The organism is Streptomyces sp. NBC_00193 (genome assembly GCF_026342735.1).
GTDB classification, from domain to species: Bacteria; Actinomycetota; Actinomycetes; order Streptomycetales; family Streptomycetaceae; genus Streptomyces; species Streptomyces stoeckheimensis.
In genome coordinates, this window is the sequence record NZ_JAPEMM010000001.1 from 4068471 (window position 1) to 4090065 (window position 21595).

At 73.6% G+C, this 21595-nt stretch carries 18 protein-coding genes; 6 read left to right on the top strand and 12 right to left on the bottom strand.

What is annotated here, in order from left to right:
* Nucleotides 1-166 precede the first annotated feature (166 nt).
* Genes ettA through OG898_RS18080 form a run of 3 tightly spaced genes read left to right on the top strand, consistent with a single transcriptional unit; the run spans nucleotide 167 to nucleotide 3042 of the window.
* A complete protein-coding gene (gene ettA, locus OG898_RS18070) occupies nucleotides 167-1831 on the top strand; it encodes an energy-dependent translational throttle protein EttA (RefSeq protein ID WP_250739531.1) in 1665 nt (554 codons plus the stop codon).
* 18 nt (nucleotides 1832-1849) lie between these two features.
* Nucleotides 1850-2323, top strand: a complete 474-nt coding sequence (locus OG898_RS18075; RefSeq protein WP_250739530.1) for a thioesterase family protein — start codon at nucleotides 1850-1852, stop codon at nucleotides 2321-2323.
* On the top strand, nucleotides 2320-3042 hold the full coding sequence (locus OG898_RS18080; protein ID WP_266958001.1) for a hypothetical protein: 723 nt from the start codon (nucleotides 2320-2322) through the stop codon (nucleotides 3040-3042). Before OG898_RS18075 ends, OG898_RS18080 begins: the two co-directional genes overlap by 4 nt.
* Nucleotides 3043-3047: 5 nt before the next feature.
* Here OG898_RS18080 and OG898_RS18085 read toward each other — a convergent pair whose 3' ends face one another.
* Complete coding sequence (locus OG898_RS18085; protein WP_243334938.1) at nucleotides 3048-3452, bottom strand: globin; 405 nt, start codon at nucleotides 3450-3452, stop codon at nucleotides 3048-3050.
* Nucleotides 3453-3568: 116 nt separating this feature from the next.
* Between OG898_RS18085 and OG898_RS18090 the strand changes: the two genes are divergently transcribed.
* The 3 genes from OG898_RS18090 (at nucleotide 3569) to OG898_RS18100 (ending at nucleotide 5905) form a co-directional block, all read left to right on the top strand.
* Nucleotides 3569-4555, top strand: a complete 987-nt coding sequence (locus tag OG898_RS18090; protein ID WP_250739528.1) for a methyltransferase domain-containing protein — start codon at nucleotides 3569-3571, stop codon at nucleotides 4553-4555.
* Nucleotides 4556-4643: 88 nt separating this feature from the next.
* The gene (locus tag OG898_RS18095) at nucleotides 4644-5045 is read left to right on the top strand and encodes a PadR family transcriptional regulator (RefSeq protein ID WP_266958004.1); all 402 of its coding nucleotides are present in this window, start codon (nucleotides 4644-4646) and stop codon (nucleotides 5043-5045) included.
* Nucleotides 5042-5905 (top strand): hypothetical protein, encoded by an 864-nt coding sequence (locus OG898_RS18100; protein ID WP_266958006.1) that lies wholly within the window; start codon nucleotides 5042-5044, stop codon nucleotides 5903-5905. The genes OG898_RS18095 and OG898_RS18100 overlap by 4 nt, the downstream gene beginning before the upstream one ends.
* 86 nt (nucleotides 5906-5991) lie before the next feature.
* Here OG898_RS18100 and OG898_RS18105 read toward each other — a convergent pair whose 3' ends face one another.
* The 11 genes from OG898_RS18105 to OG898_RS18155 form a co-directional block, all read right to left on the bottom strand.
* Nucleotides 5992-7077, bottom strand: a complete 1086-nt coding sequence (locus OG898_RS18105; protein ID WP_266958008.1) for an FHA domain-containing protein — start codon at nucleotides 7075-7077, stop codon at nucleotides 5992-5994.
* Nucleotides 7078-7201: 124 nt separating this feature from the next.
* The gene (locus tag OG898_RS18110; RefSeq protein ID WP_266958010.1) at nucleotides 7202-8527 is read right to left on the bottom strand and encodes a VWA domain-containing protein; all 1326 of its coding nucleotides are present in this window, start codon (nucleotides 8525-8527) and stop codon (nucleotides 7202-7204) included.
* Nucleotides 8528-8553: 26 nt separating this feature from the next.
* Nucleotides 8554-9999 (bottom strand): protein phosphatase 2C domain-containing protein, encoded by a 1446-nt coding sequence (locus tag OG898_RS18115; protein WP_323184904.1) that lies wholly within the window; start codon nucleotides 9997-9999, stop codon nucleotides 8554-8556.
* 501 nt (nucleotides 10000-10500) lie between these two features.
* Nucleotides 10501-13206 carry a serine/threonine-protein kinase gene (locus OG898_RS18120; RefSeq protein WP_266960316.1) on the bottom strand — a complete coding sequence of 902 codons (2706 nt, stop codon included), beginning with the start codon at nucleotides 13204-13206 and terminating at the stop codon, nucleotides 10501-10503.
* A gap of 20 nt (nucleotides 13207-13226) precedes the next feature.
* Nucleotides 13227-14543, bottom strand: a complete 1317-nt coding sequence (locus OG898_RS18125) for a hypothetical protein (RefSeq protein WP_266960318.1) — start codon at nucleotides 14541-14543, stop codon at nucleotides 13227-13229.
* Between the two features lie 86 nt (nucleotides 14544-14629).
* Nucleotides 14630-15565, bottom strand: a complete 936-nt coding sequence (locus tag OG898_RS18130) for a glutamate ABC transporter substrate-binding protein (RefSeq protein WP_250739605.1) — start codon at nucleotides 15563-15565, stop codon at nucleotides 14630-14632.
* Between the two features lie 212 nt (nucleotides 15566-15777).
* The gene (locus OG898_RS18135) at nucleotides 15778-17103 is read right to left on the bottom strand and encodes a hypothetical protein (RefSeq protein ID WP_250739604.1); all 1326 of its coding nucleotides are present in this window, start codon (nucleotides 17101-17103) and stop codon (nucleotides 15778-15780) included.
* A 330-nt stretch (nucleotides 17104-17433) separates the two neighbouring features.
* Nucleotides 17434-18459 carry an N-acetylglucosamine kinase gene (locus OG898_RS18140; protein WP_250739523.1) on the bottom strand — a complete coding sequence of 342 codons (1026 nt, stop codon included), beginning with the start codon at nucleotides 18457-18459 and terminating at the stop codon, nucleotides 17434-17436.
* Nucleotides 18450-19715 carry a 6-phospho-beta-glucosidase gene (locus tag OG898_RS18145; RefSeq protein WP_250739522.1) on the bottom strand — a complete coding sequence of 422 codons (1266 nt, stop codon included), beginning with the start codon at nucleotides 19713-19715 and terminating at the stop codon, nucleotides 18450-18452. The genes OG898_RS18140 and OG898_RS18145 overlap by 10 nt, the downstream gene beginning before the upstream one ends.
* A 5-nt stretch (nucleotides 19716-19720) precedes the next feature.
* On the bottom strand, nucleotides 19721-20638 hold the full coding sequence (locus tag OG898_RS18150) for a carbohydrate ABC transporter permease (RefSeq protein WP_266958013.1): 918 nt from the start codon (nucleotides 20636-20638) through the stop codon (nucleotides 19721-19723).
* A 5-nt stretch (nucleotides 20639-20643) separates the two neighbouring features.
* Nucleotides 20644-21594, bottom strand: a complete 951-nt coding sequence (locus tag OG898_RS18155) for a carbohydrate ABC transporter permease (protein WP_266958015.1) — start codon at nucleotides 21592-21594, stop codon at nucleotides 20644-20646.
* Nucleotide 21595: the final 1 nt, after the last annotated feature.

A 21595-nucleotide genomic window follows, 5' to 3' on the forward strand; every position in this document is an offset into this window, starting at 1 on the left:
GGCCGCGCCCTCATCGGTGGCATCCTGCCGTGCGCTACAAGGCCTCGGGGGGCTTTCGGAGGCACCGGTCGGGTGGTCTCGGGGCCGAACGGGTTTCCCCCCGGGGATGGACGTCAGGCAAGATGGGGTGTATCTGCCCACCCATCGATCTGCCGGACGGTTTCTCTTGGCTGAGTTCATCTACACCATGCGCAAGACGCGCAAGGCGCACGGCGACAAGGTGATTCTTGATGACGTCACCCTGAACTTCCTGCCCGGCGCGAAGATCGGTGTGGTCGGCCCGAACGGTGCCGGTAAGTCCACCGTCCTCAAGATCATGGCGGGGCTGGAGCAGCCGTCCAACGGCGAGGCCTACCTGTCTCCCGGCTTCACCGTCGGCATCCTCATGCAGGAGCCCAAGCTCGACGAGTCCAAGACGGTCCTGGAGAACGTCCAGGACGGCGCGGCCGACATCATGGCCAAGCTGAAGCGCTTCAACGAGGTCGCCGAGGAAATGGCGACCGACTACACCGACGCGCTGCTGGACGAGATGGGCAAGCTCCAGGAAGTCCTGGACCACGCCAACGCCTGGGACCTCGACGCCCAGCTGGAGCAGGCCATGGACGCCCTGGGCTGCCCGCCCGGCGACTGGCCCGTCACCAACCTCTCCGGTGGCGAGAAGCGCCGCGTCGCGCTCTGCAAGCTGCTGATCGAGGCCCCGGACCTGCTCCTCCTCGACGAGCCCACCAACCACCTCGACGCCGAGTCGGTGAACTGGCTGGAGCAGCACCTTTCGCAGTACAAGGGTGCCGTCGTGGCCGTGACCCACGACCGGTACTTCCTGAACAATGTCGCCGAGTGGATCCTCGAGCTCGACCGCGGCCGCGCCCACCCGTACGAGGGCAACTACTCCACCTACCTGGAGAAGAAGGCCACCCGTCTCAAGGTCGAGGGCCGCAAGGACGAGAAGCGCCAGAAGCGCCTCAAGGAAGAGCTCGAGTGGGTGCGGTCTAACGCCAAGGGGCGCCAGACCAAGTCCAAGGCCCGCCTCGCGCGCTACGAGGAGATGGCCGCCGAGGCGGACAAGATGCGGAAGCTGGACTTCGAGGAGATCCAGATCCCGCCGGGCCCGCGTCTGGGCTCGATCGTGGTCGAGGTCAACAACCTCAACAAGGCGTTCGGCGACAAGGTCCTGGTCGACGACCTGTCCTTCACGCTGCCGCGCAACGGCATCGTGGGCATCATCGGCCCGAACGGCGCCGGCAAGACCACGCTCTTCAAGATGCTCCTGGGTCTGGAGGCGCCGGACTCCGGTTCCGTCAAGATCGGCGAGACCGTCAAGATCTCGTACGTCGACCAGAGCCGCGCCAACATCGACCCCAAGAAGTCCCTCTGGGCCGTCGTGTCGGACGAGCTGGACTACATCAACGTCGGCCAGGTCGAGATGCCGTCGCGCGCGTACGTCAGCGCCTTCGGCTTCAAGGGTCCGGACCAGCAGAAGGCCGCCGGCATCCTCTCCGGTGGTGAGCGCAACCGCCTGAACCTGGCGCTGACGCTCAAGGAGGGCGGCAACCTGCTGCTCCTCGACGAGCCCACCAACGACCTCGACGTCGAGACCCTGTCCTCGCTCGAGAACGCGCTCCTGGAGTTCCCGGGTGCGGCCGTGGTCATCTCGCACGACCGCTGGTTCCTGGACCGGGTCGCCACGCACATCCTGGCGTACGAGGGCGACTCCAAGTGGTACTGGTTCGAGGGCAACTTCGAGTCGTACGAGAAGAACAAGATCGAGCGGCTCGGCGCGGACGCCACGCGTCCGCACCGTGCCACCTACAAGAAGCTCACCCGAGGCTGAGGGCCGAGGAAACGGGCCATGGCCAGACACCACTACCGATGCCCCCTCCGCTGGGCGGACATGGATGCCTTCGGGCACGTCAACAACGTCGTCTTCCTCCGCTATCTGGAGGAGGCGCGGATCGACTTCATGTTCCGCCTCGCGCCGGGGGAGGGCAGTGAGTCCTTCACGGGCGGTTCCGTCGTGGCCCGTCACGAGATCGACTACAAGCTGCCCCTCGTGCACCGGCACGAGCCGGTGCTCATCGAGTCCTGGGTGACTCGGATAGGCGCCGCGTCCCTGACCATCCGCTACGAGGTCAAGGACGAGGCGACCGAGGACGCGCCCGAGACGGTGTACGTGCGCGCCGAGACCGTGGTCGTGCCCTACAACCTCGCCGAGGGGCGGCCCCGCCGCATCACGGCCGAGGAGAAGCTCTTCCTCCAGGAGTACCTGGACGAGCCGAAGGCACAGCCGAAGACCGGCGCTCCCGCCGGGGGCATCGCGGCATGAACGAGCAGCTGCACTTCGCCGACTCCGGGGAGGCGGCGGACCTCGCCGCCTTCCTGGGCCGGCTGGTGCACTACGACCGCGCCGCCGCCGTCCGCCTGCAGGCGCAGGCCGGCGGCGGCGCGCTCGCCGTTTTCGGGCGGCCGCCGTCCTTCGACGTCCTGGCCGTCCGTACGGTGCGGCTCGCCGCGCCCCTCTCGGCTCCGCTCGACCTGACCGTCTCGGCCGGGGAGCTGCTGGAGTCCGTAGACGAGGGCGAGTCGGCCGGCGCCGTCGTCCCCGCGGCCGTCACCGGACCGCCCTGGGCGGGCGTGCTCCCGCCCCGCGGCGGCTGGACCCCGGTGGCCGGGCTGCCCGGTCCCGAGGCGATGGCCAAGGCCCTGGCGGCCGCCGTCGCCGAGTTCCGGGCCCGCGACGAGGCCCTGCCCCCGCAGCACCGGACCCGCTCCGAGCGCGACCGCATCGGCCGCGAGATCTGGTCCCGCACGCTGGGGGACACCGAACTTCCGCTGCGCGCCGTGCACGCCGCGCAGTCCCTGGGCTTCCTGCGGCCCGTACGGTCCACCGTGCCCGCCGCACCCGCCGCACCCCCCCAGCCCGGAGCCGCCGAGCCGGTGGCCCTGTTCGCCTCGGGCGGCTGGCTGCGGCTGCGCACCCCGTACGGTTCCGTGGCCACGCGCCGCCCGGGCGGCCTCGGCACCCTGCTCGTCCGCCCGGTCTAGGCCGTCTAGCCCGCGGTGTTGATCATCGAGGCGGCGGCGTACGTCAGGTACCGCCACAGCTGCGCCTCGTGCTCCGGCGCGAGGGCGAGCTCGTCCACCGCCACCCGCATGTGGGCCAGCCACGCGTCGTGCGCGGCCGCGTCCACCTGGAACGGCGCGTGCCGCATGCGCAGGCGCGGGTGGCCGCGGTTCTCGCTGTAGGTGTTCGGGCCGCCCCAGTACTGCATCAGGAACAGCGCGAACCGCTCCTCGGCGGGACCGAGGTCCCCCTCCGGGTACATCGGGCGCAGCAGCGGGTCCTCGGCGACGCCCTGGTAGAAGCGGTGGACCAGACGGCGGAAGGTGTCCTCGCCGCCCACCAGTTCGTAGAAGGTCTGTTCCTGGACCGTGCCCCGCGGAATCTCATTCACCCGACCATCGTCTCAGACGCCCGGACGGAGGACCCCGGTCCTAGGACCTCCGCGACCCTGCCCCGTGCGACCGCAGCGCGGTCGCACCCGGGCCGCGTCCGCAGGACAGTGGAGGCATGGGCGCACATGCCGAGGTACGCGACGTACGGGAGACCGCGCACGCCGCCCAGGTGCGGGAGCTGACCGCAGCCGGGGCGCTGGAGGATCCGCGCTGGCGGGCGGCCTTCGCCGCCGTGCCCCGGCACGTGTTCGTCCCGTACTACTACACCGGCCGCGGCGCCGGCCACGAGCGCCTCTGGGCCGAGGACCCCGACCCCGAACAGCGGGCCCGCTGGCTGCGCGGGGTCTACACCGACGCCCCGCTCGCCACCCGGCTGCGCGACGGCGAACTGGTCTCCTCCAGCAGCCAGCCCTCGCTGATGGCCAAGATGCTGGAGGCCCTGGACGTGCGCGACGGGGACCACGTGCTGGAGATCGGCACGGGCACCGGCTACAACGCGGCCCTGCTCTGCCACCGGCTCGGCGACGACCTGGTCACCACCGTGGACCTGGACGAGGAGATCACCGAGTCGGCGCGCGCGCACCTGGACCGGCTCGGTTACCACCCGGCCGTCGTCACCGGCGACGGGGCGCGCGGCTGCCCCGCCCGGGCCCCCTTCGACCGGATCCTGGTGACCTGCACCATCCCGCTGATCCCGCCCGCCTGGCTGGGCCAGTGCCGGCCCGGGGCCCGGATCCTGGCCCCGCTGTCCACCGGGCTGATCGCGCTCACGGTGCGGGACGCCGCGTTCGCCGAGGGCCGCTTCCTGCACACCTCGGCCTACTTCGTGCCCCTGCGCGGGGCCACGGCCGCGCCGCCGGGCACGTACGGGATGCCGCAGGGGATCCCGTACGAGCTGGTGGAGAACGAGCGGTTCCAGTTCATGCTCGTGCTCACCTCGGGCGCCCTGCACCCGCGGGAGGCGCTGGACCTGTGGCGGCGCGAGGACCGGCCGGCGCGCGAGCGCTTCGGGGTGACGGTCGGCGACGCCGGGCAGTGGTCCTGGCTCGACGATCCCCAGGGGCCCTACGTGTGGCCGCTGGGGGAGGCCGGCCGGTCCTAGGCGGGAGCGTCACGGGCCCGAGCGTCATGGGCCCGAGCGCCATAGGTCGGCCATCGACATATGTCGGCTGCCGAGCTATGGCGCGGGTGTGAATGATCAAGCTCTTCGCGAGCCGACCCTGCTGATCCTCACGGCGATCGCCGATGCCCCGCGGCACGGATACGCGATCGCCCAGGAGGTCGAGAAGATTTCGGAAGGCCGCACCAAGATGCGCACCGGAACGCTCTACGGTGCCCTGGAGCGGCTCCTGGAACAGGAACTCATCGCCGTCCACGAGGAAGAGGTGGTCGACGGACGCAGGCGGCGCAGCTACGCGCTCGCCCCGCGCGGGCGCGAGGTCCTGGCCGCCGAGGCGGCCCGGCTCGCGCGCACCGCGCAGGAGGCGACCCGGCGGCTGGGGCTCGGCGGGGCGGGTGCCTCCCTCGGTGCCTCCTTCCGCGCCTTCTCCCGTGCCTCCGTCCGCTCCGGCCGGGCGGTGGTGGACGCGTGACCGCGCTGGTGAGGCTGTATCCCGCCGCCTACCGGCGGGAGTTCGGGGACGAGATCTCCGAGGCGTACCGGGAGGCCACCCGGGAAGCGGGCACGCCAGCCAGGGTGCGCGAGGGCATCGACGTCCTCGGGCACGCCCTGCGCATGCGCCTCGGGCTGGGCTCCGGCGGGCGCGCCGGGCGGCTGCTGGCCGCGCTGGCGCCGTTCGCCCTGATCGCGGTCGGGGCGAGCGCGCTGAGCTGGGCCGGAGTGATGCGCAACGCCCTCTTCGTCGCCGGACTAGGCGCGGTCGGCCCGGGTTTCCTCGCGCTGGTGGCGGCGTACCTGGTCACGCTGTTCGGCGTGTTCCTGGCGCTGGCCGGGTGGTGGTCGGCGGGCAGCTGGACCGCGCTGGCGGGACTGGTGGCACTGCTCGCGGCCAGTACGGTCCGGTCGGGCGTCGGCGGCGTCGGGATCTCGGTGCTCTCCACCGGGCCGATGCTCGTCCTCGCCCTGGTGGCGGTGGCGTGCCCGCCCGACCTGAGGGCGGCTCCGCGCCTGCGCACGCGGGCCGCGGTGGCCGCCGTGCTGGCGTGGACGCTGGTGCTGGCGGCCGCGGTGCTGATGGTCCCGCTGTCGTACCCGCTCACCCAGCTGCGCTTCGTCGTGCCGGTGGCCGCCGGACTGCTGCTGGCCGGACGCCCCGCGTTCGCCCGGCTGCGCACCGCGCCGGCCGTCCTCCTCGCGGGACTGCCGTTCGTGTACTTCGGCGTCATGCCCGGGACCCTGCTCCCGCTCGGGACGGCCGTTCTGCTGGTCACCGCCGTTGCGGTGAGCGTGCGGCGCCGACGGGGCCTGCGGGACCCGCTGGTGGGCGGCTGAGGAGCACCCTGAACACGACGAAGGCCTCCGGTGGTACCGGAGGCCTTCGTCGTGTTCAGGGTGCCGTCGTCAGGGCTCCGAGGAGCTCAGCCGCGCCGGACGGTGATCGTGGTCCAGGCGCCGACGTGGACGCGGTCACCGTCGGCGAGCGGAACCGGCACGTAGGGCTGGATCGACTCCTCGCCGCCGTTGATCGTGGTGCCGTTGGTGGAGTTCTGGTCCACCACGGCCCAGCTGCCGTCCGGCTGCTGGACGAGCACCGCGTGCTGGTGCGAGACGCCCGGGTCCTCCGGGGGCACCGAGAGGTCGATGTCGGGGGACTCGCCCGTCGAGGCGCGGCGGCGGCCGATGGTGATCTGGCCGCCGGCCAGCGGCAGGTGCTGCTCGGGGGAGTACGCGGGCAGGTCGAGCCCGGCCGCCTCGGGGCCGCTGCGCTGCATCATCGCCATGAAGTACGTGCGGTCCGGACCGATGGTCGCGGTCCAGGCCCCGCCGCCCTGGGGCTGGTAGGGCTGCTGCTGGTAGGGCGGGTGGGCCTGCGGCGCCTGGTGCGGCTGCTGGTGCTGCGGCTGCGGCTGCTGGTGGTGCGGGGGCGACTGGGGCGGCTGGTACTGGCCGGTCCGGGAGGGCTGCTGCAGGTACGGCGGCGGAGGCTGCTGCGCCTGCGGCGGCTGGTGCTGCTGCGGTGCCTGGTGCTGCTGCGGGGGCGGCGGAGGCTGCTGCTGGTACGGCGGCTGCTGGAAGTCCTGGCGCGCCGGAGGCGGCAGCATCCAGTCGTCCTCGCGCTGCAGCGGCTCGGCCGGGCGGTTGACCCGGGAGGGCCGCGAGCCCTGGTAGTCGAAGTGGTCCTGGGAGTACGCCGGCGGGGCCGCGGGCGCGCCCGGGGAAGGGGGCTGCGGCGGCGGGGGCATGTCCGGGGAGAGCGGTGCGTACGAGGTCGCCGTACGGGTCAGGAAGTTGTACCGGCACTCCTCGCAGAACGGGGCCATGGCCTCGCGCGGGGTCCGGCACTGCGGGCAGAGCTCGGCCTGTGCCGTCGGCTCGCCGGTCGGAGGGTAGCCGTAGCCGTAGGAGGGCGCCCCGGGGGTGCCCGTAGGGGCGGCCATGCGGTGGCCGCAGACCTCGCACCAGTCGTCGGAGGCGGACTGGTGCCCGTTCGGGCAGGTCGGCATCGCGGCGCTTCCTCCTTCTTCCTGCGTCAACGAGGCAGGGTCTGCTTCTGCTGCTTCTTCTGTGCGGCGGATCGGCGGCTGATCGGCGTCTGGTTCGCGTCGGATCAGAGCGTCAAGCTTTACGTCAAGATTTTCGCACTCGAACGGTTTGAGTGGAACGCGTTTCTAGTGTCATCTCGTCCGCGTCGGCGACCTTTGCCTTCAGTCGCACAGTACCCGCCGCCGCATCGACGACATCCACCACCTTCGCGAGCAGCTTGGCGGTGTCGGCGTTGCCCGAGGAGCTCGCCAGCTGCACGGCCCGGCCGAGCTTGGCCGTGGCGCCGCCGACGTCCCCCAGTTTGCGGGCCTCCAGACCCTGCTGGATGGCCTGCGCGAGTTCCGCCTGTCCGGTGTAGTGGGCCACCTGGGGGTTGATCGCGGTGGACGCGGCGAGATCGTCCGTCCAGACGGCGCGGACCAGGCCCTGGGCGAGAACGGCCGGGTCCTCGCCGGGAGCCCCCGGCATGACGAGGGCGGCGCGGGCGGCGAGCATCTCCTGGCCGACGGCCGCGCCCGGGACCCGTACGCACACGTGGTACTCGCGGGACTCGTCGCCCCAGGAACCCGTCGGATAGTCCCCGGCGCGCGGGGACGCCTCCGTGCGGCGGCCGGTCAGGTCCTGCACGGCGGGGGCGACCTGCTTGACGTACAGGATCTCCGCGCCGACCGGGGTCCACAGGCGCAGTGAGACGTCCGCCACTTCCTTGCCCATGACGTTTTCCATCATGTGCGTGAAGTCGGCGCTCAGCCGGGCCGGATCGGCCACGATGTCGGCGGTGCCGAGCAGCGCGCTCGCGATGCCGGTGACCTCCTTGACCTCCCAGTCGGTTCCCACGCCGCGGGCGTCACAGGTGAAACGGCCCGCGCAGGCGTCGAGCGTGGCCCGGAGCACGGCCGGGTCCTCGTGCTCGTTGCGGCCGTCGGTGAGCAGGATCCCGTGCCGGATCGCCGCCGTGGACCCGTGCAGCAGGCCGTCTGCGAGGCGCAGCCAGGTGCCGATGGCGGTACCGCCGCCGGAGGTGAGGCCGCGCAGGGCCTCCTTGGCCTGCGCGCGGGTGGTCGCGTCGGCGATGGCGAGGAGGCCCCGGCGGGGGAAGACCTCCTTGGCCCCGTGGGTACCGGCGATCACGGCGAAGGCGGTGCCGTCGCGGAGGGTGTCGACGGCGGCGGCCGTCGCCTCGCGCGCACCGCGCATCTTGTCGGGCGGGTACTCCATGGAACCGGAGCAGTCGACCATGATCACCACGGCGGCGCCGCCCAGGGCGACGGCCGTCCGGGTGGCCGTGGCCCCGCCGGTGGAGGTGACCGTGACGATCGCGTGGACGTCGCGGGCGCCCTCGGCGAGGAACTCGTTCTGGTACACCTCCACGCTGAAGCGGGGGGCGCTCGGCTTGGCGAAGTTCGCCATCGGTCGCTACTCCTCGAGGACGGGGATCAGCCCTGGGGCTGCGGGGCGGCGGGGCCTGCGGGCGCGGGCGGCGGGGTGGACGGGGCTGCCGGGGTCGCCGCGAAGGGGACGACGGCCACGGTGACGTTGTCGTGCCCGCCGCCGTCGAGGGCGTGCCCCACCAGGACCTGCGCACTGTGCAGGGGCCGGACGGCGGCGTCCTGCGGGAGGACCTGGGCCATGTCGCGCGCGGACTCGGCGTAGTTCCACAGTCCGTCGGTGCAGACCACGACCACGCCGTCGTGGTCGGGCTTGAAGGTGGCGGTGTGCGGTTCCAGCTCGTACGCGTCGGCCCCGAGCCAGCCGGTGATGGCGTGCGCGCGGACGTCGGCGTAGGCCTCGGCCTCGCCCATCAGGCCCGCCGCGACCATCTGGGCGGCCCAGGAGTCGTCCTCCGTGAGGCGGCGGGGCAGGGCGGCGCGGTCGTCGGGGACCCAGTACGCACGGCTGTCGCCGACCCAGCCGATGGTCAGCAGGCCGCGGCTGACCACGGCGCCGACCAGGGTGCAGGCGGGGGCGTTCTGGGCGCCCGGCACCTCGGGGGCGAGGGCGTTCACGGCGGCGGCCGCCGCCAGGATCGCCTCGTGCATGGCCTCCTGCGGGTGGGCGCCGCGAGGGAGGGCGTCGAGCAGCGCCTCGTTGGCGGCTCCGGCGGCCGCCGCGGAGGCCTCGTCGGGGCGGCTGGCGGAGGAGACGCCGTCGCAGACGATGGCCACGGTGGCGGCGGAGCCGTCGGGCAGCGCGGTGGCCGCGACGGCGAAGGAGTCCTCGTTGCGGTGGTGGCGCAGCCCGCGGTCACTGACGGCGGCGACGCTCCCGAGCTCCTCTTCGAGGTGGTCCCGCTCCCGGGGCTGCGCGTGACCACAGTGCTCGCAGTACCCGTCGGTGTCCACCCGCCCGGCCCGGCAGGCCACACAGGTCTTCCCGCCGCCGTCCGCCTGCGGGGCGGGCCCCTGCTCGGCGGGACCGCCACCGTACGGGGCTTCGCCGCCGGGGGCGTACCCCTGCGAGGAGGGGCTGCCGTACGGGGCTTCGTGCGTCGGGCCGGGGCCCTGGGGGTCGGCGCCGTGCGGGGCCGGGGCGTGCCCGCCGGTCGCGGAGCCGTACGGGGGCTCGCCGCCGGGGTGCTGCCCCTGCGCGGAGGGGGCGCCGTACGGGGCTTCGCCGCCGGGGTGCTGCCCCGGCTGGGCGGGGTGGTCGTAGTGGGAGGCGTGCTCGCCGGGGCCCGGGGTGCCGTACGCGTCGTGGCCGTCGTGGCCGCCGTACGCGGCTCCGCCCGCGGAACCCGTGCCCTGCGTGCTCGCTCCGTAGGGGGCGGTGTCCGCGGGGTGCCCGCCCTGAGGGGGCTCGCCGTAGGGGCCCTCCGGGGCCGGAGGCGTGCCGTGGGGGTCGGCCAGGGGGCCGGGGTCGGACCAGCCGGTGGAGCCCGACACCAGGGTGGGGGCGGCGGTGGAGACGCTGCCCCAGCCGGGCGCGGCCCCGCCGGCGTACCCGGGGGCCGCCGGTTCGGGGTAGCCGCCGGAGTACTGGGGTGCGAGGTCCTCGTCGGACGACGGGAGCCCGCGCGCGGCCGGGATCCCACCCGGCGGGGTGGTGCCCGCGTGAGCAGCCGCAGCCTGATCCGCCCCTGCCGGGGCCGGGGCCGGGGCGGGGGCAGGCGGGGCCGCGTGCCTCGCGGCCGCCGGGAACGCCGGCGCAGCCGCGCCCGCCGCGGGCGGGGCGTCCGGAGCCGCCGGGGGTGCGTACGCCGAGCCCGCCGGGAACGCCGGCGCGGCCGGGGGCGTGCCCAGCGGTGGGGTCGTTCGTTGCGGGGGGCCGGGCTCCGTGGGGGCCGGGGTGGTGAGGGCGTAGCCGCAGAGGCCGCAGAAACGGTCACCCTCCTCCAGCGGTTCCGCGCAGCTGGGGCAGCCCGACAGCCGATGCATCGACATCAATCACACCCACGTCCGGGGACGGAAACGGTTTGCCCGCTCCACCAGTTCGATCCTCTCCTCGCCCCGCTGCGCCAGCCGAGCCAGCACGCGGAACGAGCGCTCCAGGCCGAAGCGCAGCCCCCGCTCGTCCAGTTGGCAGCCGAGGAGCGAGGCAGGGCCGGGGTCGGAACCCCGGCTACCCGACAGTACCCAGTCCAGCGCCGAGCCCAGAACTTCCGCCCTGAGCCGCTCGTGGCGCACCGAGTCCAGGCCGAACCGCCCCAGGGCTTCCACCTGCGCCGCGGCCGCCGTCAGATCGGGAAGCAGCGCCTCCTGGGGAGACCGGTCGCGCAGGCGTGCCCGTACGGCCGCCACCCGCGCGGCGGTGTGGTGGATCGAGGCCTCCGGTACGGATTCCAGCGTGCGCACGGCTCCGGCCCGGTCCCCGGTGGCCAGTTGCACCCGGGCCAGCCCGAACGCCGCCCCGACGAACCCCGGATCCGTGGCCCACACCAGCCGGTAGTACTCGGCGGCGTTGTCCAGCTGCCCCAGCACCTCCGCGCACAGCCCCAGCGCCAGCTTCGGCGCCGGCTCGCCCGGGAAGGCGTCGTAGACGGCGTCGAAGGACAGGGCCGCCGTCTCGTCCTCCCCGACGGCCAGCGAGGAGATGCCGCGGGCCCACACCACGCGCCAGTCGTCGGGGTGCTGCGCCTCCAGCCGGGCCAGTGCGTCGGCGACGAGCGGCGCGTCGGCGCCGCCCAGTTCGAGCCGGGCCCGCAGCTCCCGCAGCCGCAGCTCCGCGGACTCGGCGGGCGCCGAGCCGAGTGCGGTCAGCAGGTCGGCCGGCGCGGAGGCCAGCAGGCCCGCCAGGAAGCCGGCGTTGGGGTCCCCGGCGTCGACCAGCGGCACGGGCAGCGCCAGCGCGGCCTCGCGGGTGTCCAGCGTGGACGGCTCCGGCCGCCGCGCGGCGGTGATCCCGACGGGCGGCAGCGGTGCGGCCGCCGGCTCCCGGCGCGGGGCCGGCACGCCGGGACCGGCGGCCCGGTGCGTCGCCGTGGTGACCAGCCCGGTCGTGCCGTACCCCGTGATCGGCGACGTCGAAGGAGGAGCGGCGGGAGCCCCCGCGGACACGGCGGCGCCGGGAAGCGGGGTGGGAACCGGCGCCGGCGCGGGGACGGCGGCCGGAGCCTGGCCCCGGCCCTTCCGCCACCGCTTCACGGGCCGCTCGCCCAGCCGGGACACGTGGCCGCCGGCCTTGTCGTCGGTGAACAGCCGGTCGTCCGGCACCCGCAGCTCGGGGCCGAAGAGGGTGGAGACCTGCGGCCTCGGGCGGCCGGTCTGGAGCGCGACGACCTCCCGCAGCACCCCCGTCAGCTGGTCCGCCATCTCCTGCGCGGACGCGAACCGCCGTCCGGGATCCGGGTCGGTGGCCCGTACCAGCAGCCGGTAGAAGGACTCGTACCGCCCGAACACCTCGATGTGCTGCGGGTCCGGCAGCGAGTCCACGAACACGTTCGTGTAGCCCTGGAAGTCGAAGGTCAGCACGGCCAGCGTGCGCGCCACGGTGTACAGGTCGGAGGCGACCGAAGGACCGACCTCCGCCACCTCCGGCGCCTGGTAGCCGACGGTGCCGTAGATGGCCGACTCCTCGTCGTCCATCCGCCGGACCGCGCCCATGTCGATCAGCTTCAGCTGGTCGGCCTGCTGGATGGCGTTGTCGACCTTGAAGTCGCAGTAGAGGAGGTTCCTCGTGTGCAGGTGGCCGAGCGCCTCCAGCGCCTCGATGCCGTACGCGCACGCCTGCTCGACCGGCAGCGGGTCGCGGCGGCCGTCCGGCCTGCGCCGCTCGTTGGCGATCTCCTTGAGGGACTTGCCGCCGACGTACTCCATGACGATGTACCCGTCCAGCGAACCGGTCCGCTGGTCCAGGTGCTCCACGAAGTTGTAGATCCGCACGATGTTGGAGTGCTCGATCTCCGCGAGGAAGCGCCGCTCCGAGATCGCGGCCGCCATCGCGTCCTGGTCCCCGGTGTCCAGCAGGCCCTTGAGCACCACCCACCGGTCCGACACGGCCCGGTCCACCGCGAGGTAGACCCAGCCCAGCCCGCCGTGCGCGAGGCAGCCCGCGACCTCGTACTGGCCGTGGACGAGGTCGCCCCCGCGCAGCTTGGGCACGAAGGAGTACGGGTGACCGCACTTGGTACAGAAACCTTCCGTCCGGCCCGGCCGCTCCCCGCGGGCCCGCCCGACCGGCGCCCCGCAGTCCGACCGCGAGCAGAACCGCTTGCGCTCCGGGACCTCCGGGTTCTCCAGCACCGCCGCCGAAGGATCCGGACGAGGCACCTCCGGTACGTTGACCAGCCCGGCGCCCAGGCGGCTGCGGCCCGACCCCGAGGCGGCCGAACCCGAACTGCGCACCGACACCGACCGGGTGGACGCGGCTCCCGAGAGGGCGCGCGAGAGCCGTCCCGACACGGAGCGCCGGGAGGAGGACGACCGCGACGAGCGGGAAGCCCGCGAGGAGGAGGACGAGGACCGCCCGGACCCGTGCGAGCCCTGGGACCCCTGCGAGTCCCCGTGGCGGGCCGCGCTCGTCATCGCCGTCGGTACCGACACCAGCTCCTCGGCGCCCGCCGCGACGGCTCCGGTCGGCGCCAGCCCGCAGGTGCCGCAGTAGACCTCGCCGCCGCCCATGTCCTCGTACGTCCCCGGGCAGCCGGGGCGCATGCACGCCGTTCCGATCAGACTCACGCGTCCCCCTCCCTCGGCCCGTCGGGCCACTCGCGCACCGGTCGGTGCCCCTGTCGATCCTGCTGGTCCTGCTGGTTGCGCTGGTCCTGCTGTGGTGAGGGCAGCGCCTCGGCCGTGGCCCACTGGTAGCGCAGCACCGCCTGCTCGGCGGCCCGCAGATCGCAGGGAGCGCTCCACAGCATCCGCCGGGCGGTGTCGTACCGCTCCATCAGCAGCGGATCCTCCGCCATGCCGAGCCGGGCCACCTTCGCCCGGTAGGCGTCGAGCCGTCCGCGCAGCTCCGCGCGCACGGCCAGCGGAGCCGTCACCGCGGTCAACGATTCGCGGGCCCGGCGCAATTCCTCCTCGGCCCGCTCCTCCAAGGACTCCAGCAGCGGCGACAGCCGGTGCCACTGGGCCCGGCGCCGGTACTCGGCCGCCGCCGAGAGCTGCTCCTGCAGCACCGTCGGCGGGCCGCTCACCGCGGGCACCTCGGACGCCGCGATCTTCGCCAGCACCTCGCCGCGGGCCACCCGGGCCTCCGCCAGGGTCCGGTCGGCCCGCGAGAGCACGTCCCGCAGCCCGATCAGCCGCTGCTCGGCGTCCTGCCGGACGGTCAGCACCGCCTCGACCTCCCGGCGTACGTCCTCCAGTGCGCGCGCGGCCCGGTCGTAGCGCCCGGTGTCCGGACGGCCGCCACCCGGCGCGGAGCTCCCGGACACCGCGCACCAGAACGCCAGCGGGTCCTCGATCACCCGGGCCCGCAGGTCCGCCAGCTCGGCCGTGATGGCCTCCAGGTCGTCCCCCGAGGGGTGTTCCCCCGGCCGGACCCCCACCGAGTGGGCGAGGGCGCGGGTACGGTGCAGTTCGGCGGCGAGCAGGTCGATCCGGGCGGGCAGCGCCGACCAGACGGAGTCCGCGGCGACCACCACGTCCAGGGAGCTCGCGTACAGCTCGTTCATGCGGGACACCAGCTCGGCGAGGGAGAACCGCTCCGCGAGCGGAGCCCCCTCCACGGCGGCGCCGGAGATCAGCACCCCGGGCCCGCGCAGCCGGTCCGTCAGCTCGACCAGGTCCTCGCGGCTCGGCCAGCGCCGCCGCTCGCGGATCTCCCGGGCGGCGCCCAGCGCCCCGCTGTAGGCGTCGAAGTAGCGCCACAGCCGGGTGATGGCCGCATCGGCCTCGGCCCACCGCTCCTTGGTGACCCCGGTCAGCCCGGCGCCCTCCAGGAGCCGCCGGCCGGAGTGGTCCTGGAGCGCGAGCAGCGAGGTCTCGACGGCCTCGTGCTCCGCACCCAGCCGGGCCAGCGCACGGTCCACGCCGTCCCGGTCCATCACCGCCGGCTGCGCCCCCAAAGGATGTGCCTCCACCGATCCCGCCTCCGGTCTTGTGACATCGGGCTCAGAATCCGACACCGGCCTCAGTCCCGGTACTTGGGAACGGGCGGGCCGCCCACGCCGGGCAGCACGGGCTCCAGGTGGTCCCGGTAGGCCTTCATCCAGGGGCTGTTGCCGCCGCCCGCGCGGTAGTCCTCCAGCACCTTGTTGACCCGGCGCACCAGGTCGCCTGCGTCCTTGTTCATGGCCACCCCGTAGAACTCCTTGGTGAACGGGGAGCCCACCAGTGCGACCGACGGGTCCTGCGCGGCCTGGCCGGCGGCGAGGGCGTTGTCCGTGATGATGCCGTCCACCTCGCCCAGCTGCAGCCGGACCAGGCAGTCGAGCTGGTTGGACACGCTGACCGGGACGGCGCCGTAGGACTGGGCGGCCAGTGCCGACTCGGCCGTGGAGCCCGCCGCCGTGCAGATGCGGCGGCCCTTCAGCGAAGCGTCGTAGCCGGTGATCGTCGAACCCTTGGGGGCCAGCACCTGCTGCCCGGCCTCGAAGTACGCCGTCGAGAAGGCGACTTCCTCCAGCCGCTTGCAGTTGACGGTCATCGTGCGCACGACGATGTCGACGGTGCCGTCCTTGAGCGCGGGGATGCGCTGGCTGGTGGGGATGGCCCGGTAGATGACCTTGCCGTCCTCGCCGAAGATGTCCTTCGCTATGGCCTTGACCAGGGCGATGTCGAAGCCGTCGAGCTCCCCGGCCGGGTTGCGGTAGCCCCATTTGAAGCTGTTCTGGTCCACGCCCGCGACGAGGTGGCCCGCCGCGCGGATCCGCTGGATCGCGGAGCCGTCCAGCCCGTTGGGGCGCAGGCTCGCCTCCGGGTTCTCACAGGTGTCCCCCGGCGCCTGCGGAGCGACGGCCATCCTGGCCGGCTCGCGCACCAGCGAGGAGGCTCCCGGGCCGCTCGGGGCCGCCTGAGCCAGCGGCAGCAGCACGGCCGCCGCCGTCAGCGCGCAGGCCGCGGCCATCGCACCGACCCCGCCCCAGCCGCGCAGCCGGCCCGTCAGCCGCCGCAGGCCGCGTACGTCCGGTCCTTCGACGGCGCTCACGGCGCCCTCCGCGGGCTCCGCCGTGCCTTGCGCGGAGGCCACGACGGCCTCCGGGGCCACCGCAGGGGTCGCGGTGCCCCCGGACCCCTCGGAGCCCTCGCCCGCGCGCTTCACCCGTCCCGGCATCGCTCTCACCTGTACTCCGAAAGCCTGCGCCCGATGCCGAGCAGGGCGGCCACCGCGCCGACGACCGCCAGGGCCGCCGTACCTGTCACCAAACCGTCGAGCGCCCCGAGCCCGTCCCGCGCCGCCCGGGTGAACTCGCGCTGCTCGTGCAGCACGGCCTCTTCCAGCGAGGCGTCCACCGTGTCGAAGGCGGTGCCCGTGGGCTTCGGGTGGTCCTTGTCGCCGATGACCTGCCCGACGGCGCCCTGGTAGTCGCCCGTCAAGTCGGTCTGCCGGGCCGCCGCGTGCAGCCCCTTCCACTGCCGCACGCCTTCCGCGGCGCGGGCCACCGGATCGCGGCCGGCCGTGTCGTCGGCCAGCTTCGCCGCCGTCGCCAGGCCCGCGTCCAGGTCCTTCATGTCGTTCGAGAAGTCCACGTCGTACTTGTCGGACTTCTTGTCCTCGGCCAGTACGGCTCCGCGCGACACCAGGGTGAGGTTCTCGTTGGCCCGCGCCTGGAGCGAGGCGATCCGCGCGTCGTTGAGCACCTTGAGCGACTCCTGCCCGTCCGTGCGGGCCTCGCTCAGCCCCGACCGGGCGACCGTGTGCCCCGCGGCCAGCCACAGCAGCAGCACCAGCGAAGCGGTGGTCGCCGCGACGAGCCCGTGGTTGAAGACGCGGTTCGTCCGGCGGTAGTTGCGCCGCTGGGCCCAGAACAGGGCGGTGAGGGCGAGCAGACCGGCGCCGAGCGAGGCCAGGGGCAGCGCGCGGGCCTCGTCGTAGTCCGTGTAGAGCCGGCCGGTCTCCGCCTCGTAGAGCCGCTGGGCGGCGGGCAGCAGCTGGGTGCTCATCTGCTCGTTCGCGTACCGGAGGTAGGCGCCGCCGAGCGGCAGGCCCTGCTTGTTGGTGGCCCGGGCCTGCTCGATCAGGCCGGCGTAGCGGGGGAGCTGCTCGCTCAGCAGGGTGATCTGCTTGCGCGAGTCGTCGCCCGCCGTGGTGCTGGCGGCCGCGTTCACCAGCAGCCGGGACGCGTTGGCTATGTCCTTCTCGTACCGGCTGCGGACCTCGCGGGGCTCGTTGCCGCCCGCGAGGAAACCGCTGGAGGAGGCGGTGTCGGCGTCCGCGAGGGAGCGGTAGATGCTCGCCGCGTCGGCGCTCAGCGGCTGGCTGCGGCCCACGACGTCGTCGGCCGCGGTGACCCGGCCGGAGATCTCCCAGACGGCCACCGCGCCGAACAGCAGGACCAGTGCGGCCAGGGCCGCGCCGACGATCCGCAGCCGGCCGGGCTCGGTGGTGGCGGCCGCGCGCAGCCGCTCCACGCCCTCGGCCCAGGCGGTGCCGCGCCGGGGCAGCCCGTCGGGCGGCGGCGCCGGCGGCCCGGAGGGCGCCGGGACGCCGCCGGGCGCGGGCGCGCGTGATGTGATGGCCACCCTGACCTCCCCCTCGGTCCTTCGTGCTTCGCAGCAGTATGGCCTTAGTGGCGGTCGTCCACAGCACCCGGTCCGGGATCAGGCACGATCCGCCCCGATCCGTCCCCGGTCCTGCCCCGGCCGGTCCCCCCGTCCGCTCCACCCCTTCACCGTCAGTACGCCCAGGGGGCCGTGATGGTTCCGGTGCGGGCGGGGTTCATCCGAAACGGTTGATCCGAAACGGTTGATCAGAAATGGTTGATCCGAAACGGTTCAGCCGAAATGGGCGCGCAGCTTCCCGTAGGCCTCGGGCCCGGCCCCCAGCGCGTCCAGACCCAGCAGGCCCGCGCCCAGCACCGGCGCGGCCGTCACCACCGAGACCCGCGCGTGCGGGGCCCGTTCGGCCAACAGGGCCTCCACGCGGCCGTTCAGCTGCGGGTGCCGGGCGGCCAGGACGCTGCCGCCCAGCAGGACGGGCGCCTCCTCGTCCAGCAGTTCGAGCCGCTCCAGCGCCACCGAGGCCAGGGCCACGACCTCCTCGGCCTGCCGCTCGACGAGGGCCGCGGCGACCGGATCGCCGGCCGAGGCCACATCGAACAGCACCGGCACCAGCTCGTGCATCCGTACGGGCTCGACGATGCCCAGGTGCAGCGCCTCGATCAGCGCGTGCATGGAATCCCGCGCGAAGTGCCGCGGCAGGGCCGCCGCGAGCTCGGTGGGACCGCCGCGCCCGTCCTCGGCGCGCGCCGCCCACCACATGGCCTCGGCGGCCAGTCCGCCGCCGCCGCCCCAGTCACCGGAGATCTGCCCGAGGGCCGGGAACCGGGCGGTGCGCCCGTCGGGCAGCATGCCCACGCAGTTGATGCCCGCCCCGCACACCACGGCGACCCCGCGCGGGCCCCCGGCGTTCTCGCCGAGGCCGGCCCGCAGGATCGCGAAGGTGTCGTTGCGGACCTCGGTGGCCGTGCCCCAGCCCCGCGCGCCGATGGCCTGCGCGAGCAGAGCCTCCTCCACCGGGAGGTCCGCGTTGGCCAGACAGGCCGAAACCCGGACGGCGTACGGGGCCCCGGCCGCCGGCTCCGGCAGTCCGGCGGCCGCGGCCGCCTCGGCGACGGCCTGCCCGACGACGTCCACCGCCGCCTCGACCCCGACGCGCGGGGGCTGGAAGCCGCCCGCGCGTCCGGTGCCGAGGACGCGGCCGTCCGCGGCGATCAGCGCCACGTCCGTCTTGCTGTTGCCCGCGTCGACGGCGAGGACCGCCGCGGCGGCGGGCGGGGGAACGGGCCGGCTCACGCCCATGCCAGGTGCTCCTTGTTGTGCGCGAGGAGCCGGTCCGTCAGCCCCTCGGCGAGGTCGAACTGGCCCACCAGCGGGTGCGCCAGCAGCGCCTTGAAGACCCGCTCGCGGCCGCCACGCAGCGCCGCGTCCAGCGCGAGGTCCTCGTACGCCGTGACGTGGGCGATGAGCCCCGCGTACAGCGGGTCCAGCCGCGGTACGGCCAGCGGCGACGGCCCGGTGCGGTCCATCCGTGCCTGCACCTCGACGACCGCGTCGTCGGGGAGGAACGGCAGGGTGCCGTTGTTCAGCGTGTTGACCACCTGGACGGCGCTCCCGCCGTCGCCCAGCAGGGCCGCGGCCAGGTCCACAGCGGCCTCCGAGTAGAAGGCGCCGCCCCGCTTGGCGAGCAGTTCGGGCTTCTCGTCCAGCGCGGGATCCCCGTACAGGCCGAGCAGCTCCTTCTCCATCGCGGCGACCTCGGCGGCCCGCGAGGGCTTGGTGCCGAGCTCCCGGACCACCTCGTCGTGGGCGTAGAAGTAGCGCAGGTAGTACGAGGGGACCACGCCGAGCCGGTCCAGCACCGCACGCGGCAGCCGCAGGTCGGCGGCGATGGCGTCGCCGTGCCGGGCGATGAGCTGCGGCAGCAGGTTCTCGCCCTCCGGGCCGCCCTTGCGCACCCCCAGCTCCCAGGTGAGGTGGTTGAGGCCCACGTGGTCGAGGTGGATGTCGGCCGGCGTCAGGTCCAGCATCGCGGCGAACCTGCGCTGGAAGCCGATGGCCACGTTGCACAGCCCGACCGCCTTGTGCCCGGCCTGCAGCAGGGCGCGGGTGACGATCCCGACCGGGTTGGTGAAGTCGATGATCCACGCGTCCGGGTTGGAGCGCCGGACCCGCTCGGCGATGTCGAGGACCACCGGGACCGTGCGCAGCGCCTTGGCGAGACCGCCGGCACCGGTGGTCTCCTGGCCCACGCAGCCGCACTCCAGCGGCCAGGTCTCGTCCTGGAGCCGGGCCGCCTGCCCGCCGATGCGCAGCTGCAGCAGGACCGCGTCCGCGTCCGCGACGCCCGCGTCGAGGTCGGAGGTGGTGGTGATCAGGCCCGGGTGCCCCTGCTTGGCGAAGATCCGCCGCGCCAGGCCGCCGATCAGCTCCAGCCGCTCGGCGGCCGGGTCGATCAGCACCAGCTCGCTGATGGGCAGGGTGTCGCGCAGTCGGGCGAACCCGTCGATCAGCTCGGGGGTATAGGTGGAACCGCCGCCCACCACTGCGAGTTTCATCGTCACTAGCCTTTCACTCCGGTCAGGGTGACGCCTTCGACGAACGCCTTCTGGGCGAAGAAGAAGAGGACGATCACCGGGGCCATGACCAGCACGGTTGCCGCCATGGTCAGGTTCCAGTTGGTGTGGTGCGCGCCCTTGAAGGACTCCAGGCCGTAGCTGAGGGTCCAGGCGGCCGGGTTGTCCGAGGCGTAGATCTGCGGGCCGAAGTAGTCGTTCCAGGCGGCGAAGAACTGGAACAGCGCCACGGCCGCGATCCCGGGCTTCGCCATCGGCAGGACCACGCGCAGCATGGTGCGCAGTTCGCCGCAGCCGTCGACCCTCGCCGCGTCCAGGTACTCGTCGGGGATCGTCAGCAGGAACTGGCGCAGCAGGAAGATGGAGAAGGCGTCGCCGAAGGCCATCGGGATGATCAGCGGCCACAGGGTGCCGGAGAGGTCCAGCTGCTGGGCCCAGAAGAGGTACATCGGGATGACGACCACCTGAGGCGGCAGCATCATCATGGCGATCACGAGCAGCAGCGACAGCCGCCGGCCGCGGAAGCGGAACTTGGCGAGCGCGTAGGCGACGGGCACCGAGGAGACCACGGTCAGCAGGGTGCCGAGGCCCGCGTACAGCAGGGTGTTGCGCCACCAGGTCAGGAAGCCGGGGGTGTCCCACACCTTCGCGTAGTTGCCCCACTCCCAGTTGTGCGGCCACAGGTCGCGGGTCAGCGCCTGCTGGTCGCTCATCACCGAGGTCAGGAAGAGGAACACGAAGGGGAGGACGAAGAAGAGCGCCGCCGCGACGCCCAGGGAGTGCACGGCCACCCAGTGCAGGGCGGCCTTGCGGCGGGCGGCGCGCACGACCCGCGCGGAGTCCGGGGTGCCGGGCGCGGCGGGACGCGGGGCGTGCCGCGCGCCGCGGGTGATGGTCTGGCTCATGATCCTCAGTCACCTGCCTCGATCAGCCCGCCGCGCCGCCGCATGAGCAGCGCGGTGAAGGCCATGGAGAGGGCGAACAGCACCAGGGCGACCACGCAGGCGGTGCCGTAGTCGAAGCGCTGGAAGCCGACGTTGTAGATGACCTGGGGCAGGGTCAGGGTGGACTTGTCGGGGTACCCGGGCTCGAACTGCTGGCCCGAGCCGCCCATCACGCCGGACGCCACCTTCCCCGCCACCAGGGGCTGCGTGTAGAACTGCATCGCCTGGATGACCCCGGTGACCACCGCGAACAGGATGATCGGCGAGATGTTCGGCAGGGTGATGTGGCGGAAGCGCGCCAGCGCCCCGGCACCGTCCAGCTCGGCGGCCTCGTACTGCTCGCGCGGTACGTCGAGCAGCGCGGCCATGAAGATGACCATCAGGTCGCCGACCCCCCACACCGCGAGCGCGGTCAGTGCCGGCTTGGACCAGACGGGGTCCGTGAACCAGCCGGGTCCGGACAGTCCGACGGCGTCCAGCAGGGTGTTCACCGGGCCGGTGCCCGGGTTGAGCAGGAAGACGAAGGCGAGGGTCGCCGCCACCGGAGGGGCCAGGTAGGGCAGGTAGAACAGGGTGCGGAAGACGCCCGTGCCCAGCTTGATCTTGGTGATGAGCAGGCCGATGCCGAGGCCGAAGGCGACCCGGCAGGCGACCATGATCACGACCAGCCACAGGGTGTTGCGCATGGCCGGCCAGAACATCGGGAGGTCGGAGAAGACGTAGGTCCAGTTGTCCAGCCCGTTGAAGACGGGCGGGCGGAAGCCGTCGTACTTGGTGAAGGAGAAGTAGACGGTGGAGACGAGCGGGTAGGCGAAGAAGACGCTGAACCCGATCAGCCAGGGCGACATGAAGGCCGCCGTGCGCAGCGTCGACCTGCGGCGCCTGGAGCGTAGTTCGGGGGAGAGGGTGCCGGCCATC

Bases quoted from the DNA above. Each gene is read 5' to 3' on its own strand.
- OG898_RS18150 (WP_266958013.1), bottom strand. From the start codon at position 20,638: ATGAGCCAGACCATCACCCGCGGCGCGCGGCACGCCCCGCGTCCCGCC.
- OG898_RS18110 (WP_266958010.1), bottom strand. From the start codon at position 8,527: ATGGCGAACTTCGCCAAGCCGAGCGCCCCCCGCTTCAGCGTGGAGGTG.
- OG898_RS18075 (WP_250739530.1), top strand. From the start codon at position 1,850: ATGGCCAGACACCACTACCGATGCCCCCTCCGCTGGGCGGACATGGAT.
- OG898_RS18145 (WP_250739522.1), bottom strand. From the start codon at position 19,715: ATGAAACTCGCAGTGGTGGGCGGCGGTTCCACCTATACCCCCGAGCTG.
- OG898_RS18080 (WP_266958001.1), top strand. From the start codon at position 2,320: ATGAACGAGCAGCTGCACTTCGCCGACTCCGGGGAGGCGGCGGACCTC.
- OG898_RS18140 (WP_250739523.1), bottom strand. From the start codon at position 18,459: ATGGGCGTGAGCCGGCCCGTTCCCCCGCCCGCCGCCGCGGCGGTCCTC.
- OG898_RS18155 (WP_266958015.1), bottom strand. From the start codon at position 21,594: ATGGCCGGCACCCTCTCCCCCGAACTACGCTCCAGGCGCCGCAGGTCG.
- OG898_RS18125 (WP_266960318.1), bottom strand. From the start codon at position 14,543: ATGGACCGGGACGGCGTGGACCGTGCGCTGGCCCGGCTGGGTGCGGAG.
- OG898_RS18105 (WP_266958008.1), bottom strand. From the start codon at position 7,077: ATGCCGACCTGCCCGAACGGGCACCAGTCCGCCTCCGACGACTGGTGC.
- OG898_RS18120 (WP_266960316.1), bottom strand. From the start codon at position 13,206: ATGCGCCCCGGCTGCCCGGGGACGTACGAGGACATGGGCGGCGGCGAG.
- OG898_RS18090 (WP_250739528.1), top strand. From the start codon at position 3,569: ATGGGCGCACATGCCGAGGTACGCGACGTACGGGAGACCGCGCACGCC.
- OG898_RS18130 (WP_250739605.1), bottom strand. From the start codon at position 15,565: ATGGCCGCGGCCTGCGCGCTGACGGCGGCGGCCGTGCTGCTGCCGCTG.